The sequence below is a fragment of the Desulfogranum japonicum DSM 18378 genome (assembly GCF_000429945.1).
In the GTDB taxonomy this organism is placed as follows: domain Bacteria; phylum Desulfobacterota; class Desulfobulbia; order Desulfobulbales; family Desulfobulbaceae; genus Desulfogranum; species Desulfogranum japonicum.
Genome location: NZ_AUCV01000002.1, coordinates 244,292 through 265,476, shown reverse-complemented (window position 1 = coordinate 265,476; position 21,185 = coordinate 244,292). Strand labels below are relative to the sequence as shown.

The following is a 21,185-nucleotide window of genomic DNA, read 5'->3' as shown; positions in this document are numbered from 1 at the left end:
CTGACGCAGATACGTCAGAAGACACCTGAGAAACAAATTGTCATCATTCTTGATAATGCGAGTATCCATAAATCCAGAAAAGTAAAACAATATTTGGAACGGCACCCAAGGATAAAGCTGTTTTATTTGCCGACATATTCACCAGAATACAATCCTGTCGAGCTATTCTGGAAATGGATAAAACCCAAAGTATACGGATTTTCAGCGTTAGGGGGACTTTCAGAATTAATTACCAGATTTCGAAAATTGGTCTGGCATTATAATCAAGGCATGATAGAAAACCCGATCCAATTCAGCTTTAAGGCATACAACTTGTTGTTATAGTTATTTTTGTCAATATGCTTACTCAGTCCTAGTTTGTGTTTCCAGCGCCATTGTCATAGTATAACCTCCTAATTTTGCAGGATATTATACTATAATTTTGTTATTTATCAAGCGATAATATTACCTAGTCGGTTGAAATTATTATGCAATTCAAAAAAAGATGGGCCTAGAAGGTTGTGCCGTAAATATCGGATGCACCCGTGAAGAGGTCGATTATCTTGGCTACGTTAAGGAGCAAGAGTAAGTTAGGTGTCTCCCAACTCTCAAATTGTTCTAGTCTGGCATGTGTCAGTCTGCTATTTCTGGTGGGGGATAGGGAGGGGGTTGGTTTTTGCTGTAACTAATTGAAATTACTGGTGGGCGAGGCGGGATTCGAACCCGCGACCTTCGGCTTCGGAGGCCGACACTCTATCCAGCTGAGCTACCCGCCCTGGGAAAGTTTGCACAAGATGAACAAAGTTTGTGCAACCATATGTTGAATAAACATTATAATATACCTAGTCACTATGAATGTGTCGAGCGAAAAGCAGCTTAATGGGTAATAAAATTGTGAAAACAGATTGCAGCTCTCTTTATTAAGTATGGCAGCAATCGCATTCGGCTTTGCCTGGCATGTACTCCTATAATATCTTTTCCTTTTTCATATAGGGACCTGCATGAAGCAGCCAACAGTACTGATCTAACAGTAGAAATTATCGGATAATTTCTGTTTTAACTGCCGGTTGATCTGTTATTTTTTGTTTGTACGCCGTATACTTTACATATACTTATATTTCATCGGGAATATGTATGGTGAGATGATGTTAACTATTTGGTAACTGATCACAGATATTCCACGAAGTCTCCTGCTGATCGCTTATCTCTTTGCACGATTGCGGTTTCCCGCATAGATAGCCTGCCGGAGTCTTCGCTCACCTGCGAAAAACCGCGTTTGCATAAATCTGAAACACCTGTGACCAGTTGCGACTCAGATCTAATTGAAATATCAGTGTTGTTACTACCGTGATCTGTTACACTATTTGGTTTCCGGCATAATCAATACTTCCATTGCTGGATTGGTATTTGGGCAACGTGAAAGGAGATCACAATGAGTTCAGGACAGAAAATCCATTCCATATGCCAGATTTCTATAATCACTCTTTGTTTTTCTATATGGGCCTGCTCTGCGTGGGCATTGGAGTGGGAGGCAGAACTGGAAACAATATCTGATATAACCCACACTCAACAATATAGGGAATCGGTTGTAAGCAAAATCAGAAAGACAAATGTTTCAGCTGAAATACAACAAAACAGGCTAACCATATCAGGCAGTGAGAGTATTGCACAGTTACGGACTGCTCTTTTTGACGATTCTGTGGAAATGGCTGATTTTCTTGGTGGGCAAGTGGAGCTTCGTCTAACTCTACCGCAATCAGCCAAAGAATTCACACTGCAACTGCAGGCGAGAAATACCACTGGATATAAATGGGAAATAGTAAATAGTGGCGCACTTCTTCAAAAAGGTAATGGTGATGAGATTCGTTTCAAACCACGATATCATGCCTATGGTGCACCATCCATCCAGACGTTTGTCTTTCAACCAAATACCAATGGGGTGCAGGAAATCCGACTTATCTATCATCGACCTTTTGCAAGTGACAGATCAATCAAGTCACGTTTGTCAATCAAGTTGGATTCGGGAATGGATAAAGTTGAAATAAGCGATCCCACTCCTAACGCCCCAAAGCATAGAAGCTCTTCAAGTCGTGTCGGCGTAGAGAAAAAACTTTCTGTCGAGCTTGACCGAGAAAAATCGCTGCCTTCTTCCTGGGACTGGCGTCTAAGTTCAGATATCGTGCCACCTGTGAGGGATCAGGGATCATGCGGCAGTTGCTGGAGCTTTGGAACCGTTGGTGTGATGGAATCAGCCGTGCGTAAAGCAGGTTATCCTCTGACCAATCTCTCCGAGCAGTTTCTGATTAACTGCAATCGTGATGGATGGGGATGCAGCGGAGGACTCACAGCTAACAAATACCACCATGATACTTTAGGGTACAGTCAAAATGCTGTTGGTGCTGTTACAGAATCTGTATTGCCGTATGTCGCTGCTGATCGAAGCTGTACGGTTTCCTACCCACATCCTTATAAGCTGAGTGCGTGGCAATTTGTTTCAGGTTCTGAATGGACAGTGCCGAGCGTTACGCAGATAAAAAATGCCATATATCAATACGGCCCAATCACGGCAGGCGTCTGTGTTGATGATGGCTGGTACTCGTATAGAAGCGGTGTGTATTCTCCATCATACAATGATTGCGATGGGTATACAAACCACCAGATTATTCTGGTTGGATGGAATGATGCTACACAAAGCTGGATTCTTCGCAACAGCTGGGGAGCTGACTGGGGGATAAACGGTTACATGAATATTCGGTGGGATTCTCAGGGAACCACTTCTCGAGTGGGTGAAGGTACTTCGTGGGTCCATATCGGCGTGACATCGCTGGCGCCTATATACTTATTACTGCAGGATTAGACTGGATAGCGTCTGGCTCATTTTGTGCCGTGGACAAATGCTTTTACCCTTTATGCAATGAATCCATGTATTCGTCCCATTCAACCGGGAGAGAGGATTTTTTTTTGGTATTGCACGTTTTGCATGATGGAACCAGATTGTCTTTTGTACTTCGGCCTCCTCTGCTTAATGGAACGACATGGTCCATGGTGAGATTTTTAAAGCCTACCTTTTCACCACAATAATAGCAGGTGCCTGTGGATGTTTTCTGTTGCCACCAGCGGCTTTTACGTAGTTCGCGGGCCTTTTTTTTCTCTGCCTTGATTATATGTTCATCGATGCCGTCCAGGGTATAAAAATCCATTCGTATTTGTCCTGCCCTATGAGTCTAAATGTCGCAAGCGGTTGCTTTTATTGCATTGCTCTTTTGACCAGCTGTATCTTTGAGAGTGGCTTGCGATTTGTTCAGCAAAAGACTGCGCATTTTTCCAACCAGGTACAGGGAGCCTGCTATACAGATAAGGTCTCCCGCCTCCCAGAGTTTAAACGCGTGATCCAGTGCCTGGTTTACATCTGTCGAACAGTATACCTTATTCTGCAGCGAAGGTGGAGTCTGTTCTTTCAGGTCATCAGGTTTGGCAGAACGAACTGGCTCGGCCTGGGTATACACGATGATTGAAGCGTGTTGGAGAAGCTTTTTCAATGCTGTATCAGTTTTTTTATCCCGCATGCTTCCCCATATCACAATCAGGCGCTGATATTGCCTTGTCTGTAGCTCTTCGTATAGTGCTTCTATACCAGCTTCATTATGTGCGCCATCGATGAGAACAGGGATGTAATGACTACCCCTGGATACTGCATTGATGAGCTCCATTCGTCCTGGCCAGCGCACCAGGGGAAGACTCGCAAGGAGGGTGGAGGGGGAGAGAGAAAAGCCTTTGGATTGGAGTTCTTCAAGTGTGGCTAATGCCACTGCAGTGTTTGGTATCTGGTGTTTTCCGCAAAGGGCAGGGGAGAAGGAAAAATCAAAGTTACCAGAAAATCCCTGGTAGTGAATGAGGGTATCGTCTTTTTGTTGAGCGAAAAAATCTTGTTGATATCTGATTCTTTTGCTCTGTTTCTCTTGGCATCTGGACTCTATAACAGCATCCGCCTCACCAAGGAGGTTTCCAGTAACCAGAGGGATACCATGCTTGATAATACCTGCTTTTTCCCTGGCTATTTCAGTGATGGTGTTGCCGAGGTGCTGTTGGTGATCCAAATGAACATTGGTGATAACAGAAATCAGGGGTGCTATCACATTGGTTGCATCCAGTCTGCCCCCAAGGCCGGTTTCTATGACAGCAATATCTACCTCTTTTTGGGCAAACCAGAGAAACGCTACAGCAGTTGTGCATTCAAAATAGGTGAGAGTCTGTTCTCCAAGGGTATGTCTGGTCTGCTGTATCAGGGATGCAAACTCCTGTCTGGAGATATATTCGCCATTAATCTGAAATCGTTCTCGAATATCATTCAAATGGGGGGATGAATAAAAACCAACTCTATACCCGCTGGCCGCTAGCAGAGTCATAAGGGTGGCGCCGACTGAACCTTTGCCATTGGTGCCCGCTATATGGATAGATGGAAATGCATTCTGGGGGGAACCTAATTTTGCTAATACAGTGGTCTCTGCCTCCAGCCCCAGTTTGATAGTGAACATCTGTAAATTGTTCAGGTATTCAAGGGCAATATCGTATTCCATGGCAATTTTTACAACAAAAGTAAGAGAGAGGTAAAATCAGCAGGACATTTTGGGAGCAATGAAAAAGGTTATCCTAAAACGTCCAGGTTGGCATAATCCAGGTGGAGTATTTTATTTCCGTGGCGATCAAAAGCCACTTCCACTCTTCTGGGGCCAGGGATATTCAAAACAGTCCCGGCGCCAAAATAGGAGTGATGCACCCTCATGCCTGGGTCAAATGATTGACGCGCACTGGCAGTTTTCTGTTTGTTCAAACCGGAACGAGGTTGGGGCGGGCTGTTATTGAAATAATTGCCAGGATAATTTTGGGTTTCAATTTTTTCAAACAGACCTGCAGAGGTTTCCCTGAGAAAAGGAGACATGCCGCAACGCTGTAATTTACGATCCACGCCAAGGAGTTCCTTGGGATAGGTCATATAAAGTTCTTTTTTTGCCCTTGTCACCGCCACATACAGCAGTCTTCGCTCTTCTTCCCATTGTGGCCCGGGGACGGCATTCTGGTGGGGGAAACGACCATCGGCCAAACCAAGGATGAAAACCACATCCCATTCCAAACCTTTGGCAGAGTGGATAGTGGAGAGAATCAATTTATTCTCCTCAACCTCTGAAGCTGGTCCGACTTCGCTTTCCGGCGGATCAAGGGAGGTGTCGTCAACAAACGATTGCAGGTCTCCATAGCCGTTGATAACATTTTTCAGTTGCTCAAGGTCTTTGCTGCGTTTGGGGTAATCATCATAATAAATTTTTTCGAAAATAGGCTGGTAGTAGGTGAGAACCCTATCGTAAATCCCAGAAGGTGTCAGTGGTTGGGTACTGATTTCCTGCAGAATTTCTACAAGTTCGGTTAGTCCTTTTTTCCATGTTTTTCCCGCAGGATAGGAGGCCAGTGCAACAATTGGATCATCTTCGGCCAGGATCGTGTTGCTTATTTTTTGGGCAGTTTTAGGCCCGACCTTATCAAGATGGAGAAGCAGCCTGTTCCACGAAAGAGAATCCCATGCATTGACCAGAATACGGAAAAAGGAGAGAAGGTCTTTGATATGTGCGGATTCAGTCAGCTTCATGCCACCGCGTTTTTCAAAGGAAAAGTCAAGCCTGGCCAGCTCCAGCTCCAGCTTGTAAGAATGGAAACCTGAGCGAAAGAGCACTGCAATATTTTCCGGCCGAGTTCCCTGTTCAATCAGCTGTTCTATGGTTTCTGCTATGTACCTTGCTTCTGCTGATTCATTGTTGGCAACGTAGAGCCTGGGACGATTGCCACCTTCAATACTGGTAAAAAGGTTTTTGGCAAATTTTTCTTCTGCATTGCGCAGTATGCCATTGGCCAGTTCAAGGATTGGCTGATTGGATCGATAATTCTCCTCTAAAGTAACGACCCTGGTACCTGCAAACTGGTCCTTAAAGCGCATGATGTTATAAAAATCTGCACCTCTGAAACTATATATGGATTGGGCGTCATCGCCAACTACCATAATGTTGGCATGTTGCGGTGTAAGCAGTTTGATAATATTTGCCTGAATCAGATTCGTATCCTGATATTCATCCACAAGTACATATTCAAAACGGTTACAGATTTCTCTCTGAGCCTCTGGCGATTCCATGAGCAGTCGCTCCCAATAGACCAGAAGATCATCGTAATCCATGAGCGCATGGTCGATTTTGAACTGCTCGTAGTGTTTACGGATCGTGTGGATATCTTCAACAAATTCTGATAGATGAATGTGCCCTTCATAAACAAGGTCATCTATTGTTTTGGATTTGTTAATGGAGCCGGAGAGGATATTCATTATGACCCGTTTTGACGGAAATCGTCTGCCCGCACCAGAAAAGCCAAGAGAAGATTTGATAAGATTGATGATGCCTTCTGCATCAGCTCTGTCTATAATGGTAAAGCGGGAACCAATGCCAATGTGATACCCATACTTGCGTAAGAGTATGTTTGCGGTAGCGTGGAATGTACCGCCAACTATTCTGTTGCAGGATTGATCTGAAATATTTGAAGCACGATGGAGCATTTCCTGTGCAGCTCGTCTGGTGAATGTGAGCAGGAGAATAGATTCAGGACGCACCCCCTGCTGCAGAAGATAGGCGAGCCGGTACACCAGGGTGCGTGTTTTACCGCTTCCTGCACCGGCAATAACCAGCACCGGACCATCTCCATGGGTTACTGCGGCATATTGGGCAGGATTGAGCACCCTTCGGCTGATTTCATTGTGACCAGGTTCTTCAATGGATTCGGGCATTATGTCAACGTGGTTGTAATTTTGATCTTGCATGCCTGCTTTTCTACCATAGCCAGCATAGGCGTGCAATCTATGTTAAGGCAAGTTTTTTCATGCATCCAGATATTCAACCTCATCTGCATATATTACAGGGATGCTTTTCTTGGCAGGAAAGACGGGGAAAACGCTACCTGTGAACTTTGCAGCAGGTTACGTATTGACAGTGTCTATGTTGCAGATTAAATACAACATTTACGAGGCAAGCATGATAACCAGCCAGCAGCACACTGCTGACTGTGAAATTTTCATACCGGGAAATGCAGTTATGTCCAATGTAGCAGAAATATTTAGCGAGGATGCGCTCCTGAAGCTTTTTCCAGCAACCAAGAGCGACGACTTTTTTGATGCACTGTTTGGTGATGCCGAGGAGGGGGCTTTTGATATCGCCCTGGCATTTGACCGTTTTGATGAAGCTGACTCGACGCTTCATTTTTTTCTTGAACTGCATGAGCGGCCAGGCCGTTGTCTTGCATGTAATCTGACCTATGGCTTGCCTGAAGTCTTTTCCAGACATCCAATTATCAATGTCGCAGGACTTGTCAAAGATATTAGCGCCACCATGGGGGATACGATGACATGTGAAGAGTGGAAACTGGGTTCTACAAAACAAGTGAGTAACCGCCTGCACAAAATCCCACTTGTCATTTCTGTGCGACAGAAAGAGTAAGCCGTGGAGCACGATTGAAGTTTTTTATCAAATCGGGCCGTTTGATTTTGCGTCTATAGTATTGGGTGGTTTTCCTCTCTTCAGAAAAGGATGTAGTAGGTTCTTGTGCTTTTCCAGCAGACGGGTTGCTTCTTAATGATAGAGAACCTGAGATTTACCATTGGCCTTAGCTTGATATAATCTATTATCAGCCAGTTCAATCCATTGATCCTGACTGAGAGGCAGGTCCCATTCCGCAAGTCCTATGCTTACCCCCAGTGTTTTTTGGGCAGCATGGATATTAAGGGATTTGACGGCGTTGCATAATCGTTGTGCCAGGACAGCTGCTTCCTTGATGGTGGTATCGGGCATGACGAGTAAAAACTCGTCACCACCCATCCTGGCGAGAAGGTCTGTTTGCCTGATTTCATTATTCATTGCCCGTGATACATTTTTAAGAACTTTGTCTCCTATGAGATGACCCATTGCATCGTTTACGGACTTGAAGTGGTCCAGGTCCAGTGCTGCGAGGCTTAGCGGGTGGCCATGCCTTCGGGCTTGCTCCATGGCGATGGGCATACGTTCTTCAAATACAACCCTGTTGGGTAATCCCGTGAGCGGGTCTTCCCGATTCTGGGTGAAAATTTTTTCAAATTCAAGGGCTCTTCTTAGCGTGTCAGACAGAACAGGCAGTGTATCTTCTATAAACTGAAGTTCTTCCCGGGAAAAAGGAGTATCCATGCGAACAAACACGAGCCCTTCGCACGTCTGTTCACGTTGAATGGCCCATTTGCACGCATATAAGTTGTCTAGTTGCTCAGACATGGGATACTGATCAAGCCGTCTGAGGAGAAGTTCTGCCAAAGAAATGGATTGACGTCTTCTCGGGCCATGATGGGAGCAATACATATGCAACCGTTGCAGGCAAGGGTTGTTGAATCCGAATAAATCGTGTTGAACGTATTCCATAAGCCAGATTGAATATTTTTCAATCATGGAAGGCAAGTCTAGAATTGATGCCATTCGTTGATGGAGCGAGTTCATCCTGGTGAGGTTTTTTGCTTGCCTTTTATATCTATCAATTTCAGACTGTAAGGTACTTACAAGGTGTGCCAGGTCTCCATGCTGCTCTCTTTCAAATATGGTGGCATTCATAAGTATTTTCCTCTCTTATGCTGTAATCAGATAGACAACCAAATAACGTTACCTTAAATACAAGCGAAAAATGTGCCCAATGGTGGAATGTTTTTTCTTATGTTATATCAATATGTTATTGCTGGTTCAGCAGCGGCGTATGTGAAAGTGATGTGAGCTGTGTGTTTGTTGTCATATTTTTGACGATTTTTAGCTGTCTTTTAACCACAAGTAAAGAGTGGAGGTTCTAGATGGACACATATGATGAGAGTGTCAAATTTCTGGGTCAGATGTTCATGGTTGGTTTTCGTGGTCAGACCATAGATGAACACCATTGGCTGCACAGGGACATAGCAGAGCGCAATCTTGGCGGGGTTTTGCTGTTTGATCGCAATATTGACAGGTCTGTTCAGAATTTTGATTCCATGGAGTCCTTACAGCACTTGACTGGCAAATTGCAGGAAATCAGTGATTCTCTCTTGTTTATTGCGGTAGATCAGGAAGGAGGAGCTGTTTGTCGCCTTAAAAAGTGTGACGGTTTTCCGGAAATTTGTGGGGCTGCTGATATGGCAGCAGGGGGAAGCGAGGTAACGCAAAGGCATGCTGCCAAGATTGCTGAAACCTTGTCAGCAGGTGGCATCAATCTGAATTTTGCGCCTGTTGTGGACATGGCAATAAACAAGGAAAATCCAATTATTGCAAAGTTTGGCAGAAGCTTTGGTCCGGATGCAGATACGGTTGTTACCATGTCCAAAATCTTCATCAATGAGCATCATCAATGCGGAATCGGCTGCTGTTTGAAACATTTTCCAGGACACGGTAGTGCAGGACAGGATTCGCATAAGGGGTTTGTGGATGTTACCCATTGTTGGAAGCAGGAGGAACTTATTCCTTTTCAGCGTTTGATAGAACATGGGTTCTGCGATGGCGTCATGACGGCTCACCTTGTCCATACCGGTTTGGAACCTGCAGGAATACCTGCTACTTTGTCCTGGGCTGTCCTTACCGGTTTGCTTCGAGAACGATTGGGATTTACAGGGGTAATATTTAGTGATGATCTGCAGATGAGGGCCATCACTAATGGCTGGACCTACAGAGAGGCTGTTCAGAAAGCTGTGCTGGCAGGTGTGGATGTCCTTGTGGTCGGCAACAACCTCGGGTTTCAGGACAATGCCCTGAAGGAAGGGGTGAATGCGGTCCTGGAGCTGATTGACAACGGCAAGATCGATGAGCACCGTGTACAGCAGTCAATCCAGAAGATCAGACAATTCAAAGAGCGAATAAAGGGAGCATTACCATGGAACAGCAGTCAACCCACAGCGTAGTGGTGGGATATATCATATGGTGCTTCGGTTTTTTAGGTGCACACCGCTTTTACTATGGAAGACCGATTTCCGGAACCATCTACTTCTTTACGTTGGGTATTCTGTTTGTTGGTTGGATTATTGATCTTTTTTTAATACCCGGTATGGATAGAGAGGCTGATATACGCTTTATCCCAGGTCCGATTGATTATACTATCGCCTGGCTCCTTCTCGCTTTTCTGGGCGCGTTCGGTATTCATCGCATGTACATGGGCAAGTGGTTCACCGGTATTCTTTATCTTTTCACTCTTGGTCTATTTGGTTTGGGGCTTCTTTATGATTTGTGGACTTTAAACGACCAGATTACCGTTGTTAACGGTAGTGAGAATTGATATCTGCGTTGGCCGGGAAAAATGAAACTCACTGTGAAGAAGATGTGACTAAGGCTGTATACGGGTAAATACCATTTGCTGCGGGGATGACAGATTTTTGTCATATATGTAGCCGTAACCATTAAATTTCTGTAATTGTCCAGGCTCGGTTACCTTTTTTTGAATGATGTAATTCGCCATTTTTCCACGGGCCCGCTTGGCATATATAGCGATGGTACGCAGCTTTCCTGCTTTTTCATCTTTAAACAGGATATCAACTACCGGTACTTGAAGGGCTTTATTCCGAATTACTTTAAAATATTCAGATGAGGCCAGATTAAACAGCACCTTTGACCCACTTTCGACTGCCCAATTATTCATTGCTTCGGCAATGCGCGTTCCCCAAAAGGCATAAAGCGTGTTTCCCTTGTCATTGCTCAATCGTGTTTTCATTTCCAGTCGATAAGGCTGAATAAGATCAAGGGGGCGCAGGCATCCGTACAGGCCTGAAAGAATTCGTACATGCTTCTGGGCAAATTCCAAATCCTCAGGAGTATAGTTCTCTACGTCAATATCAGAATAGACATCACCGCTAAATGCACAAAAAGCCTGTTTGGCATTTTCAGGCGTAAAAGGAACCTGAAAAGTCTGGTATCGTTTCATATTCAAAGCTGCAAGATCCTCGCTGATATCCATAAGATCCTGCAACTGTTCTCTGTTGAAACGACGCAACAGTGTTATAAGCTCTTCAGATTGTTTGAGAAAATCTGGATGTGTGTATTTTTTGACACAACTCTGATCCTCAAAGTTCTGTCCTTTGGATGGAGAGAGTACAAGCATGGTATCTGGAGAAGAAATGGTTCAGGGGCAACAGAGCACAGTATCGCCTCCAGCAGCTTTTGCCTGCATAAGGCACCTGCGAACGATAAGCATCAAACTGTCGTTTGTACAGTTGCGATATTTGTCTTCAGGGGCAAAACCGGAAACACCAAAGCTGGCATGGGCATGTATCATTTTTTTGCCAATATCGATATTGTGCTCACCTAACGATACCCTGAGTCTATCAGCAACTTTTCCAGCGCCCTGGATATTGGTCTCCGGGAGTATGATAAGAAATTCATCCTCTCCCCAGCGACAGATTACATCGATATCTGATCGTAGCTGGGCTTGTATGTGTTGTACAAAGGAAATAAGTACAGTATCCCCGGCATCATGGCCGTAGCATTCATTGATGCCTTTGAGGGAATCAATGTCTGCCAGTACGACAGAAAGATACTGACCATGCCGGATAGCACGCTTCAGATTGTGATGTAACTGCTCAGTGCCATAGTTTCGATTGCAGCAACCTGTCAGTTTGTCCTGTCTGTTCAGTTCAAGGACCTCCTGACGCAGTTCTTCCACTTCCACTCTTCGGTTATATATGCAGCTCCCAGATTGGATAATGCTTTGAAATTCGGCTTCGCTTGCAGAGTCTGTAATCACTCGATAGAGAGCCCTGAAATTGAGATCGCGCAATGCCTGTTCCAGTTCATCATGGGCGGCGTGGAAGACAATCAGGGTTTGTGAGTTGGGTAACTCGTGAATACTGTCCATCGTATCTTTGATGTCGGCATATGCAACAAAGAGCATTGCGCAGTCCCTGGTCATCAAAGTTTGTGCTTCCTTTAAGGATGATGCCGTCAAGATAGTGTAACTATCCGGAATAGATTTGATTAAATCGAGGATATGAGAATTTGGTTGAATAAATAGTAGTGTGTGTGACATAAATGTTTACCGTGTACAATAATATGATTTGCTCTACTATAGCATCGCCATCGCCCATTCCCAAAGGCAAATTTTAACATTGTTTTCCCTGCCAAGCTGAGGTATAGAACCGCCCATGAAGAAAATACTTTCAAACCAGACCTGTGACTGCAAACCGGAAATTGAATATCCCACTGCCTGGCAATATAAAATTATCGGATACAGTCGAGAGGCAATAGAGGAGGCAGTGTTTACAGCTGTTAAAGGTGCCTCCTTTCTTCTAACTCATTCCAACACCAGTTCAGGAGGAAAATACATCAGTATGAATCTTGAACTCGTGGTTGAAACAGAATCACACAGGCTCTCACTCTATGATGAACTGGTGCAACACCCGGATGTAAAAGTAGTCTTATGAAACAAATGGAAACACAAAATGGAGAACCAAGGGTAAGCAAGAAGCTTATCCCGGTGATTCGTGAAGCAATTACCACTGTGCAGATGGTAGCTTATAAGGTTCTGGTAACGGATATAGCTGAACGAAAGCAGGAACTTGCACTGCAGGAGCAGCGGCAACTTGCAGGAGCTGTGATTAATAATCTTTTTGGTACTGAGCCTTCAGACCCTGAAGTAAGCATATATCACCGTCAGCATCGGGACATGGTCGAAGAGGAACTCCGCCAGTTGGCTACCAGCCTCCAGGTGCTTTGTCCGTACCTCACAGATGCCCTGCGTATGCAGACCATCTGTGACAACCAGGAAGGCGTTCATTCCATACCTTCCCTGCTCATGGCAAAAACTCTGGGGCTGTTGCAGGAGGAACGTGCACTCCCTATGCCTTCAACATTTATGCTTTCCGTACGTTCATTGGCTGTACATCATGGCCTGGTGGAACCTATGCAGGAGGATGTTTCGCAGCCTGAAGGGTGACCAGGGTTGCGCCCCATGATCCACTTGATTCATCGCCAAGTTTATAGCTGATTACATCGGGGTGTCTCTCAAGCAGAGCGTGTACTGTTCGGCGCAGGTTTCCGGTACCTTTGCCGTGGATTATTCGTACATGGAAAATACCTTTTTTCAGGCACTCATCCAGGTAATCCGGAATAAGGTATTTAAGATCCCTGGGGCTGAAAGAGTGCAGGTCAAGAACCCCGTCAATGGGAACATGAACAGCCTCGCCATCTGCCCCGTGAGGTTTATCTTCCATGGCCCATCATCTCCAGGACAAGGTCCGCAACCCTGCCTGAGGCCCCGGCATTCCCGAGTTTTTCATGTATTCGGGTAAAGTGATCGTCAAGATTCTTGCGGTACACATCGTCTTCAAGCATTCGTGTGAGATGTTGCACTATGTTGTCGGCCTGCACCTGGTCCTGAAGCAGTTCCGGGAGAACTTCCTGGTCTGCAATGAGATTTACAAGTGAAAAAAAACGCAGGTTCCGTATCAGCAGCCTTCCCAGCAGATAGGTCATATTTGTAACGCGGTAACAGATCACCGTTGGTGTCTTTGTTATGGCCAATTCAAGGGTAACGGTACCGGACGCCGCTACGGCGGCCTCGCATGCCGCCATTACTGTATATCTGTCTTCTGTTGTTACCCGAAGGTCTAGGTCAGCGGGCAGGTCGCTCAGGCCATTTGCCTCAAGTAAGTCTCTAGGTATCGTTGAAGCCTGGGGAAGGATAAAGGTGATTGGCGACTGCATGTGGTCATGCAGGTGTTTCGCCGATTCCAGAAAAATCGGCAGCAGGGTTTTTATTTCCTTGGTCCTGCTGCCAGGGAACAAACCGACGAGCACGTTTTCCTCTGGGATATTCAACGACTGTTTGAACTGCTCCGGTGAAGCTTTAGGTACAACCGTGTCCAAAAGGGGATGCCCTACATATTCCACTTCATACCCGAACTGCCGATAGAAATCCTGTTCAAAAGGAAGGATTGTCGCAACCGTATCGGTAAGGCGCGCTATGGTATGCACGCGTTTTTTCCTCCAGGCCCATATTTGGGGACTGATATAATAGAGCACCGGTATTCCAAGAGCCTTAGCCTGCTTAGCCAGTAGCATATTGAAATCCGGGTAGTCTATGAGAATAAGAACAGCCGGTTTTTTATTAAGCATCTCGCTTTTGAGAATTTTTCTGGCAAGGAGAATATCTTTTAAATGGCTGAGTACCTCAAAGACACCTACAACAGCAATTCTGGCTGCGTCAAAAAGGATATCTACTCCTGCAGAGGCCAGCTCCCGGCCACCCATACCGCTAACGGTAATGCCGGGATTTTTTTCCAGTAATGCCCTGATCAGATTGGCTCCGTGCAGGTCTCCTGACGCCTCTCCAGCAACGATCATGACATGTCTTGACGAAGTGGGCATGTTGGTTAAAGGGGTGTCCATGTGCTGTTATATGGTGGTATAGTTAACAGACTCCTAGATATGCCTATCCATACAGAATCTTTTTTCTCGATAGCTGTGTTGTCTTCAAGATTTTATCCTTGGAAGTCAGCGTAATGCCTGATATCAGCTATATGTCTGTGGTAAAATTGTGAAGATGCCTCGGAGTCTTCGCTTACCTGCTCTCGAACAAAAATCTTTATTGACAGACACTAGATAGCATTGCCGAGTGACTCACTGACTTTTTTGCGGTTTTCTGTAATCTGTTTGACCACTTCCAGGGCAACTTCCAGGGCACGCCGTCCTTCCTCACCAGATACCAGTGGACGTGTCCGCTGGCGAACATGTTTAATGAAATCAGTAAGTTCCAGTTCAAGGATGTCTTGCTCGCTGAATCCGTGCTTTTTAATGTCTGGAAGAGGGAAGGGGGATTGCGCATTGTCTTTCAATTCAACGGACATTACTTCTTTTTTACCAAAGTCCACAGACATATAGCGCCCAGGCTGAAAGATACGCATGCGTCGCATATTATCCAGAGAGATACGGCTTACAGTGACATTCGCCGTACAACCGTTTGCAAATATTATACGGGCATTGGCAATGTCGGTTGTTTTCGTTATAACGGGTGAACCTACAGTATGTATTGTCTCAATGGGGGCATTAACAACGGAAAGAATGATATCGATGTCATGAATCATCAGGTCCAATACCACGTCCACGTCGGTGCCTCTGTCCTTGAAGACAGAGATACGATGCGCTTCAATGAACAGAGGATTGTTTAACAAGGGCTGCATGGCAATAACAGCAGGGTTGAATCGTTCCAGATGGCCGACCTGGAGGACACGCTTGTTTTCAGCTGCAAGGGCAATGAGTTCGTCTGCTTCCTCAAGTGTAACCGTGAAGGGCTTTTCTACCAGAACATCGATTCCTGCCTGGAGACATTGTTTGGCTACCTGATGGTGAAAACTGGTTGGGACGACAATGGAAACCGCATCCACTTTTGTCAGGAGTGTGTCTATATCGTTCAGTGCATCACACTGACATTCTTCTGCAACTCTTTGTGCTGTGCTATAGTCTGTATCCACTACAGCCACAAGGTCGACATCTTCCATGGCCTGGTATTTCTGTGCATGGAAACGACCAAGATAACCAACACCTATAACTCCTACTTTAAGGGTACTCACGTTATTTAAACCTTCTTAATGTAATACAAATGAAGAAAGGACAGTGCATGAGATGACTCATTGCGCTGTCCCCTGGCTTACCTTTTGGTAAGGATATTGCAAATTGGAAAGTTTTCTTTCCTCCCCGGTTCACATGCCCAGATATGCTTTTTGTACATCCTTGTTTGCAAGTAGTGCATCGGCACGATCATGCAGGGTAATATGACCATTTTCCAGAACGTATCCCCGGTCAGCTACTTTTAGCGCTAAATTCGCATTTTGTTCAACCAAAAATATGGTTGTATTCTGTTCCTGGTTGATTTTTTTGATGATGTCGAAAATTTGTCTTGTGACCAGCGGCGCTAATCCCATGGATGGTTCATCAAGGAGGAGGAGTTTGGGGTGAGCCATGAGTGCCCTGGAAATGGCAAGCATCTGTTGCTCTCCTCCGGAAAGATTACCTCCTGGTTGATGACGACGTTTTCTCAGTATGGGAAAAAGGTCGTAAAGGTAATCAAGATCTCGTGCTATCTGTTTTTTATCATTGCGAAGAAAAGCGCCCATGTCAAGATTTTCAGCAACTGTAAGGTCGGGAAAAATGTGCCGGCCTTCAGGAACCTGACAAATGCCCAGGCTGACAATATGGTTGGGAGGCAATTCATGGATGGGGTCTCCCTGGAAAAGAATTTCACCTTTTCTGGGAGGAACAATGCCACTGATAGACATCAGGGTGGTAGATTTTCCCGCACCGTTTGCACCGATGAGAGTGATAATTTCTCCTTCTTCAACATGCAGACTTATGTCATGCAGAGCCTGAATATTGCCGTAATAGGTATCCAGGTTTCGTACTTCAAGCATGTTCAACGTCCTCCCCCAGGTACGCTTTGATCACAGCAGGATTTTGCGCAATTTCTTCCGGTGTGCCCTCGGCTATTTTTTTGCCATAATCGACCACAAAAATATAATCAGATATGGACATTACCAATTTCATATCATGTTCGATCAATAAGATGGCCAGGCCTTCATCACGGATCTGGGTGATGAGATTGTCCAGTTCCAGCGTTTCCTGGGGATTCATACCGGCAGCAGGTTCATCAAGTAAGAGCATGAAAGGATCTGTGGCCAACGCTCTGGCTATTTCCAGTCTTCTTTGTGCACCATAAGGTAAATTTTTGGCGTATTCGTTGGCAAAGGTCTGTAACCTTACCTTCTTCAAGATGGAATAACTGTGGTCTACGATATATTGCTCCTCTTTTCTGGTCTGAGGATTGCGGAAAATCGCGCCGAATATTTTGGCATTGGTTCGACAATGCATACCGATCATAACATTTTCCAGCACAGTCATGTTGGGAAACAGCCGGATGTTCTGAAACGTTCTCGCTAACCCCTGCTCAGTTACCTTGTTTGGCTTCAGTCCATTCAGGCGTTTTTGTTTTTTTCCGGGAGGTTGTAGGAGGATATGCCCTGCAGTAGGTTTGTAAATACCGGTTATACAGTTGAAAAAGGTGGTTTTTCCTGCGCCATTTGGTCCGATGAGGGCAACTATCTGGCCAGCATGAACCTGGACATCCAGGCGGTCTATGGCTCGAATTCCTCCGAAGTCCATAGTCAGTTTTTGTACATTTAATAGAGGTTCCATGGCGCTTTAAAGGGTTTCGTCATTAATGGTATATGTTCTACGTACTGATGAGATAAGTCCACGTGGTTTAAAGACCATCATGATGACTAATACAGCTCCAAAGACAAGCATACGGTAATCAGAGAATGCCCGAAGGTATTCAGGCATCAGGATCAGAACCAGGGCACTTATGATGACTCCAACAATAGACCCCATACCTCCAAGCACTACGATACACAGTATGATGGCTGATTCGAGAAAGGTAAAACTTGCCGGATTGACAAAAGTGGTTTTAGCCGCAAAAAGCACACCTACCATCCCTGCCCAGGTGGCACCGAGAGCAAAGGCAGTGAGTTTGGTTTTCATTTTATCGATACCCATGGCCTGACAGGCAATTTCATCTTCACGCAACGCAAACCAGGCACGTCCTATGCGGGAATCCTGAAGGCGATTGACGACGAAAATGGTAAAAATTACCATAACAATGGTCAGGTAGTACATGTAGACTATAGACCCTTCCAGGGAGAGGTCAACACCCGGCAAAGGCGGTCGATCGATGTTGGAAATACCGCTTGGCCCCTGTGAAAAATCATTCCAGTTTTCCAGTACAAGTCGAATGATTTCTCCAAATCCCAAGGTTACGATGGCCAGATAATCGCCACGTAGGCGGAGAACCGGGATACCCAGTAGAATTCCGAAAAAGGCACCCAAAATGCCGCCAATGGGAAGGACGACCCAGAAGCCCAGGTCAAAATGCATGTTTAAGAGTGCATATGAATAGGCTCCAACAGCATAAAAGGCTACATATCCAAGATCCAGCAATCCAGCAACACCCACGACAATATTCAATCCCAATCCTAATACCACATACATCAATGCAGAGATCATGATGTTGACCTGATAGGTTGAGAAAAGATGGGGGAATAGTAGAAAGAAGGTAGAGCAAAATGTCAGAAGTGGCAGGTAAACCGGTCGTTTATATAGATATTGGCTCCAACGAATCTTAGGTTCATTCGTGAGGTGGTCTGGCATTATGTTTCGTTTGCTTGCCAGGTATGTCTGCAGAGAGGAATACAGGAGATAACAAGCAAGAGCCACCCAAAGTATACGTATCCAATTCCAGAATTGAATATGTTCAATTGTTATAATGAATGGAGTCAGGAAATGCAGGGCGGCAGGAATTTTTGGAAGAAGAATTTTACCGGCAGCCTGTGCCAGGAGCATCACCACCGGAGTACCAATGAAAAGCAACCATATTCCAGAAAGTATCTTTCTAAGTATATGATGCTTATGAAACAGGCACAACGTAAGTATCATGTGGAAGGCACCAACAGCAGCATATATACTGGTCGTGGTATCCCAAATAAGAATGCTTATATCCTGATACATAAAGTATCTGATAAGAGGAAGGGCAAGATAAGCTGTCCAGCACGCCACAAGAATGGCTGCTTTTTTGTTCTTCTGTGCCAGTTTGACATACAGGTAGGCAATGAAACTTCCTGCTGCCACGTAAAGCATGTTTGGCCATCTCCAGACGATTGTCTTTTCGACCGGATTTACTTTTATTACCATGAGGGGGAAAGTCAGAAATACAAACCAGCCTGCGACCATCAGCCCATTACGAATATCTTTCAGGGGAAGCATTGGATCTTTTTGTGTAAAGTTAAACTTTTTCTATGGTTGATTTGCCAAGCAAGCCAGCGGGCCTGAAAATCAGGATAAGTACCAGTAAGCTGAAAGCAAATACGTCTTCATAGTCACTGGATACATAGCCTGTGGCAAACGATTCTGTGAGACCTAGAATAAAACTTCCCAACACCGCACCTGGAATGGAACCGATTCCGCCAAGAACAGCAGCTGTGAAAGCTTTTATACCAGCAATGAATCCTATATAGAAATTGATTTGCCCAACATGGGAGGCTATGAGTAATCCGCCTATGGCTGCCAGCGCTGATCCGGTGATAAATGTAATAGAAATCACATTGTCCACGTTGATTCCAACCAGCAAAGCCATTTTTTTGTCCTGAGCTGTGGCGCGCATGGCTTTACCTGTACGAGTGAATTTGATCATCACCGTAAGCAGAATCATGACAATGACGGAAACAACTAAGATAACCAGATCTGTGCTGCCCACTATATGTGCAACAGGTTCCATGAATGCGAAATCAGGAACAAGGGCTGGAAAAGGTTGAAAGTCTGACGTCTGAGCTAGCAGGACGTAATTCTGTAAAAATATTGACATGCCTATGGCGGAAATCAATGGAGAAAGCCTGGGGGCATTGCGTAAAGGACGATATGCTAAACGTTCGATGGTATATCCATAGGCTGAAGCCCAGACTACTGCGGCAACGGCAGCAAGAATAAAAATTGCCAGCAGTGGGAAGCCGTAGATGGAGAGCACGGTAGAAACGATCAGTGCTGTAAATGCACCGATCATGTATATTTCACCGTGTGCAAAGTTGATCAGGCCAATGATTCCATAAACCATTGTGTAGCCTAAGGCAATAAGCGCGTAGATGGCACCTTTGGTCAATCCACTGAAAAGTAATTCTATAAAGTAATCCGGTTCAAAAAAATCCATAATATCAGCTACGTTCCGGAGCAGGGTAAATGAGTGCGGGAAAAATTTTCCGGTAAAAGCAACAATGCCTGGAACCACTTAGTGGCTCCAGGCATTGTTTGCGTCTAGCAATAGTACGTTACTGTACCTGAACGTATTCTCCGTTTTTAACCTGGTACATGATAAAACCGATGCCAATGGGCTCACCACTGGCGTCGAACTTGATTGCACCAAAAGGAGTTTCAGCTGTTTCATTGTGCAGGGCGTTGGCAATGGCTTCAGAGTCGGTGGAACCGGCTTTTTCAATGGCAGAAGTCAATGCAAGGGCTGCAGCCACAGCGTTGTTAAAGAATGCCCCAGGATCAGTACCTTCCTGGTCTATGAATTTCTGGCGGTACTTTTTCGTGAGGGGATTTTGTGATACATCGGCCGGGCCTGTAGCATAAACGCCTTCAGCATTGGCTCCTGCCACTTTGATAAAGGTATCGTCTTTAACTCCGTCAGGGCCGAGAAAAGCTGTTTCCAGACGTTTTTTACGCATTTGGCTCACGATTTTTGATGCTTCGGGATGATAGCCACCATATATAACTGCATCAGCTTTGCTGCGCTTGATTTTCTGGACAACAGAAGAATAGTCAACCGCGCCAGGTGTCACACCCTCAAACAGTACGACTTCGATCTTGCCGGCCTGCTCGATAAATGTTTTTGCAAACTCAGCCAGGCCTTTACCGTAATCTCCTTTATCATGGATGATGGCGACTTTCTGGGCATGGAGTTTGTCGGTTACAAAATCAACCATTGTCCGTGCCTGGAGATCGTCGGAGGCAATGGTGCGATAAAAGTTGGGGTAATCGCCGCTCTGTGTAAGGTCTGGGTTTGTGGCGGAGGGTGACATGACAATGATATTGGCGTCACGGTAAATGGGTAATGCTGCCTTGGTTGCTCCTGAACAGATGTGACCAATGACCACATTCACATTTTCAGAAACCAGTTTGGTTGCTGTGTTGGTTGCTATTTCAGGTTTGCAGACATCATCTTCAGCAAGCATTTTCAATTGCATGCCATTGATACCGCCTTGCTCATTGATATCGTTAACAACTAATTCAGTTGCTTTTACGGTCGGTAATCCGTATGATGCAAGGTCGCCACTATGTGCACCGGCTACACCAATGGTAATGGTATCAGCAGCTAAGGCACCTGTACTAACGCCAGTTGCAAAAGCAAATGCGGCAAGAAACGAGTGCAATGATTTAGGCTTCAACACGTGATGTTCCTCCTTTTCTGTATACATGGTTTGTATCCATCTGGAAACGAGGATGCAGTATAAATGCTTGCCTCGTCTACCCGTAAGCAATGCAAATCAGCCCATGACAGATATTCTTTGTGATGGGAAGTATTTGTCAGTGGCTCTCCATAATAGAGGTATTATG

At 45.2% G+C, this 21,185-nt stretch carries 21 protein-coding genes and 1 tRNA gene; 7 read left to right on the top strand and 15 right to left on the bottom strand.

All coding sequences use genetic code 11. The features are described from left to right. A partial coding sequence (locus G493_RS31720; protein ID WP_205623625.1) for a transposase occupies positions 1-324 on the top strand: 324 nt, incomplete at its 5' end. Between the two features lie 354 nt (positions 325-678). Here G493_RS31720 and G493_RS0103180 read toward each other — a convergent pair. Beyond that, a tRNA-Arg gene (locus G493_RS0103180) sits at positions 679-755 on the bottom strand. A 656-nt stretch (positions 756-1,411) separates the two neighbouring features. On the opposite strand from G493_RS0103180, the gene G493_RS0103175 reads away from it, so the two are divergent. Beyond that, the gene (locus tag G493_RS0103175) at positions 1,412-2,836 is read left to right on the top strand and encodes a C1 family peptidase (RefSeq protein ID WP_028579212.1); all 1,425 of its coding nucleotides are present in this window, start codon (positions 1,412-1,414) and stop codon (positions 2,834-2,836) included. A gap of 43 nt (positions 2,837-2,879) precedes the next feature. On the opposite strand, the gene G493_RS0103170 is transcribed toward G493_RS0103175, so the two are convergent. The 3 genes from G493_RS0103170 to G493_RS0103160 form a co-directional block, all read right to left on the bottom strand. Continuing rightward, a complete protein-coding gene (locus G493_RS0103170; RefSeq protein WP_028579211.1) occupies positions 2,880-3,179 on the bottom strand; it encodes an HNH endonuclease in 300 nt (99 codons plus the stop codon). A gap of 24 nt (positions 3,180-3,203) precedes the next feature. After that, complete coding sequence (locus G493_RS27570) at positions 3,204-4,556, bottom strand: bifunctional folylpolyglutamate synthase/dihydrofolate synthase (protein WP_051308969.1); 1,353 nt, start codon at positions 4,554-4,556, stop codon at positions 3,204-3,206. Between the two features lie 68 nt (positions 4,557-4,624). Then, on the bottom strand, positions 4,625-6,832 hold the full coding sequence (locus G493_RS0103160; RefSeq protein WP_028579210.1) for an ATP-dependent helicase: 2,208 nt from the start codon (positions 6,830-6,832) through the stop codon (positions 4,625-4,627). Positions 6,833-7,043: 211 nt separating this feature from the next. On the opposite strand from G493_RS0103160, the gene G493_RS0103150 reads away from it, so the two are divergent. Beyond that, positions 7,044-7,505 carry a pancreas/duodenum homeobox protein 1 gene (locus G493_RS0103150; RefSeq protein WP_232363706.1) on the top strand — a complete coding sequence of 154 codons (462 nt, stop codon included), beginning with the start codon at positions 7,044-7,046 and terminating at the stop codon, positions 7,503-7,505. Positions 7,506-7,637: 132 nt separating this feature from the next. Here G493_RS0103150 and G493_RS0103145 read toward each other — a convergent pair whose 3' ends face one another. Beyond that, positions 7,638-8,639, bottom strand: coding sequence for a GGDEF domain-containing protein (locus tag G493_RS0103145; protein ID WP_051308968.1), 1,002 nt, complete (start codon positions 8,637-8,639; stop codon positions 7,638-7,640). 230 nt (positions 8,640-8,869) lie between these two features. On the opposite strand from G493_RS0103145, the gene G493_RS0103140 reads away from it, so the two are divergent. Further along, a complete protein-coding gene (locus tag G493_RS0103140; RefSeq protein ID WP_028579207.1) occupies positions 8,870-9,943 on the top strand; it encodes a glycoside hydrolase family 3 protein in 1,074 nt (357 codons plus the stop codon). After that, on the top strand, positions 9,916-10,314 hold the full coding sequence (locus tag G493_RS0103135) for a TM2 domain-containing protein (RefSeq protein ID WP_028579206.1): 399 nt from the start codon (positions 9,916-9,918) through the stop codon (positions 10,312-10,314). The genes G493_RS0103140 and G493_RS0103135 overlap by 28 nt, the downstream gene beginning before the upstream one ends. A 48-nt stretch (positions 10,315-10,362) precedes the next feature. Here G493_RS0103135 and yaaA read toward each other — a convergent pair whose 3' ends face one another. Both yaaA and G493_RS27565 read right to left on the bottom strand, forming a co-directional pair. Next, on the bottom strand, positions 10,363-11,133 hold the full coding sequence (yaaA, locus tag G493_RS0103130) for a peroxide stress protein YaaA (RefSeq protein ID WP_035273318.1): 771 nt from the start codon (positions 11,131-11,133) through the stop codon (positions 10,363-10,365). 21 nt (positions 11,134-11,154) lie between these two features. After that, a complete protein-coding gene (locus G493_RS27565) occupies positions 11,155-12,057 on the bottom strand; it encodes a GGDEF domain-containing protein (RefSeq protein WP_084813399.1) in 903 nt (300 codons plus the stop codon). A gap of 115 nt (positions 12,058-12,172) precedes the next feature. Here G493_RS27565 and G493_RS0103120 point away from each other — a divergent pair, with 115 nt between their 5' ends. Beyond that, entirely contained in the window at positions 12,173-12,451 is a 279-nt protein-coding gene (locus tag G493_RS0103120; protein ID WP_028579204.1) for an HP0495 family protein, read from the top strand. A gap of 5 nt (positions 12,452-12,456) precedes the next feature. Then, positions 12,457-12,963, top strand: coding sequence for a hypothetical protein (locus G493_RS0103115; RefSeq protein ID WP_035273428.1), 507 nt, complete (start codon positions 12,457-12,459; stop codon positions 12,961-12,963). Here G493_RS0103115 and G493_RS0103110 read toward each other — a convergent pair. From G493_RS0103110 to G493_RS0103075, 8 genes are all read right to left on the bottom strand, one after another. Beyond that, positions 12,929-13,240 carry a Smr/MutS family protein gene (locus tag G493_RS0103110; protein WP_028579202.1) on the bottom strand — a complete coding sequence of 104 codons (312 nt, stop codon included), beginning with the start codon at positions 13,238-13,240 and terminating at the stop codon, positions 12,929-12,931. The two genes, G493_RS0103115 and G493_RS0103110, sit on opposite strands and share 35 nt — an antisense overlap. After that, complete coding sequence (lpxB, locus tag G493_RS0103105; protein ID WP_232363705.1) at positions 13,230-14,417, bottom strand: lipid-A-disaccharide synthase; 1,188 nt, start codon at positions 14,415-14,417, stop codon at positions 13,230-13,232. Before lpxB ends, G493_RS0103110 begins: the two co-directional genes overlap by 11 nt. 209 nt (positions 14,418-14,626) lie before the next feature. Further along, complete coding sequence (locus G493_RS27560) at positions 14,627-15,598, bottom strand: Gfo/Idh/MocA family protein (protein ID WP_035273315.1); 972 nt, start codon at positions 15,596-15,598, stop codon at positions 14,627-14,629. A 129-nt stretch (positions 15,599-15,727) separates the two neighbouring features. Beyond that, positions 15,728-16,435, bottom strand: coding sequence for an ABC transporter ATP-binding protein (locus G493_RS0103095; protein ID WP_028579200.1), 708 nt, complete (start codon positions 16,433-16,435; stop codon positions 15,728-15,730). Beyond that, a complete protein-coding gene (locus tag G493_RS0103090; RefSeq protein WP_028579199.1) occupies positions 16,428-17,216 on the bottom strand; it encodes an ABC transporter ATP-binding protein in 789 nt (262 codons plus the stop codon). Before G493_RS0103090 ends, G493_RS0103095 begins: the two co-directional genes overlap by 8 nt. A gap of 6 nt (positions 17,217-17,222) precedes the next feature. After that, positions 17,223-18,512 (bottom strand): ABC transporter permease subunit, encoded by a 1,290-nt coding sequence (locus tag G493_RS27555; protein ID WP_408608794.1) that lies wholly within the window; start codon positions 18,510-18,512, stop codon positions 17,223-17,225. Positions 18,513-18,858: 346 nt separating this feature from the next. Beyond that, positions 18,859-19,776: a branched-chain amino acid ABC transporter permease gene (locus G493_RS0103080; RefSeq protein WP_028579197.1), complete on the bottom strand. Its 918-nt coding sequence runs from the start codon at positions 19,774-19,776 to the stop codon at positions 18,859-18,861. A gap of 118 nt (positions 19,777-19,894) precedes the next feature. Further along, entirely contained in the window at positions 19,895-21,046 is a 1,152-nt protein-coding gene (locus G493_RS0103075; protein ID WP_051308966.1) for a branched-chain amino acid ABC transporter substrate-binding protein, read from the bottom strand. Between the last annotated feature and the right edge of the window lie 139 nt (positions 21,047-21,185).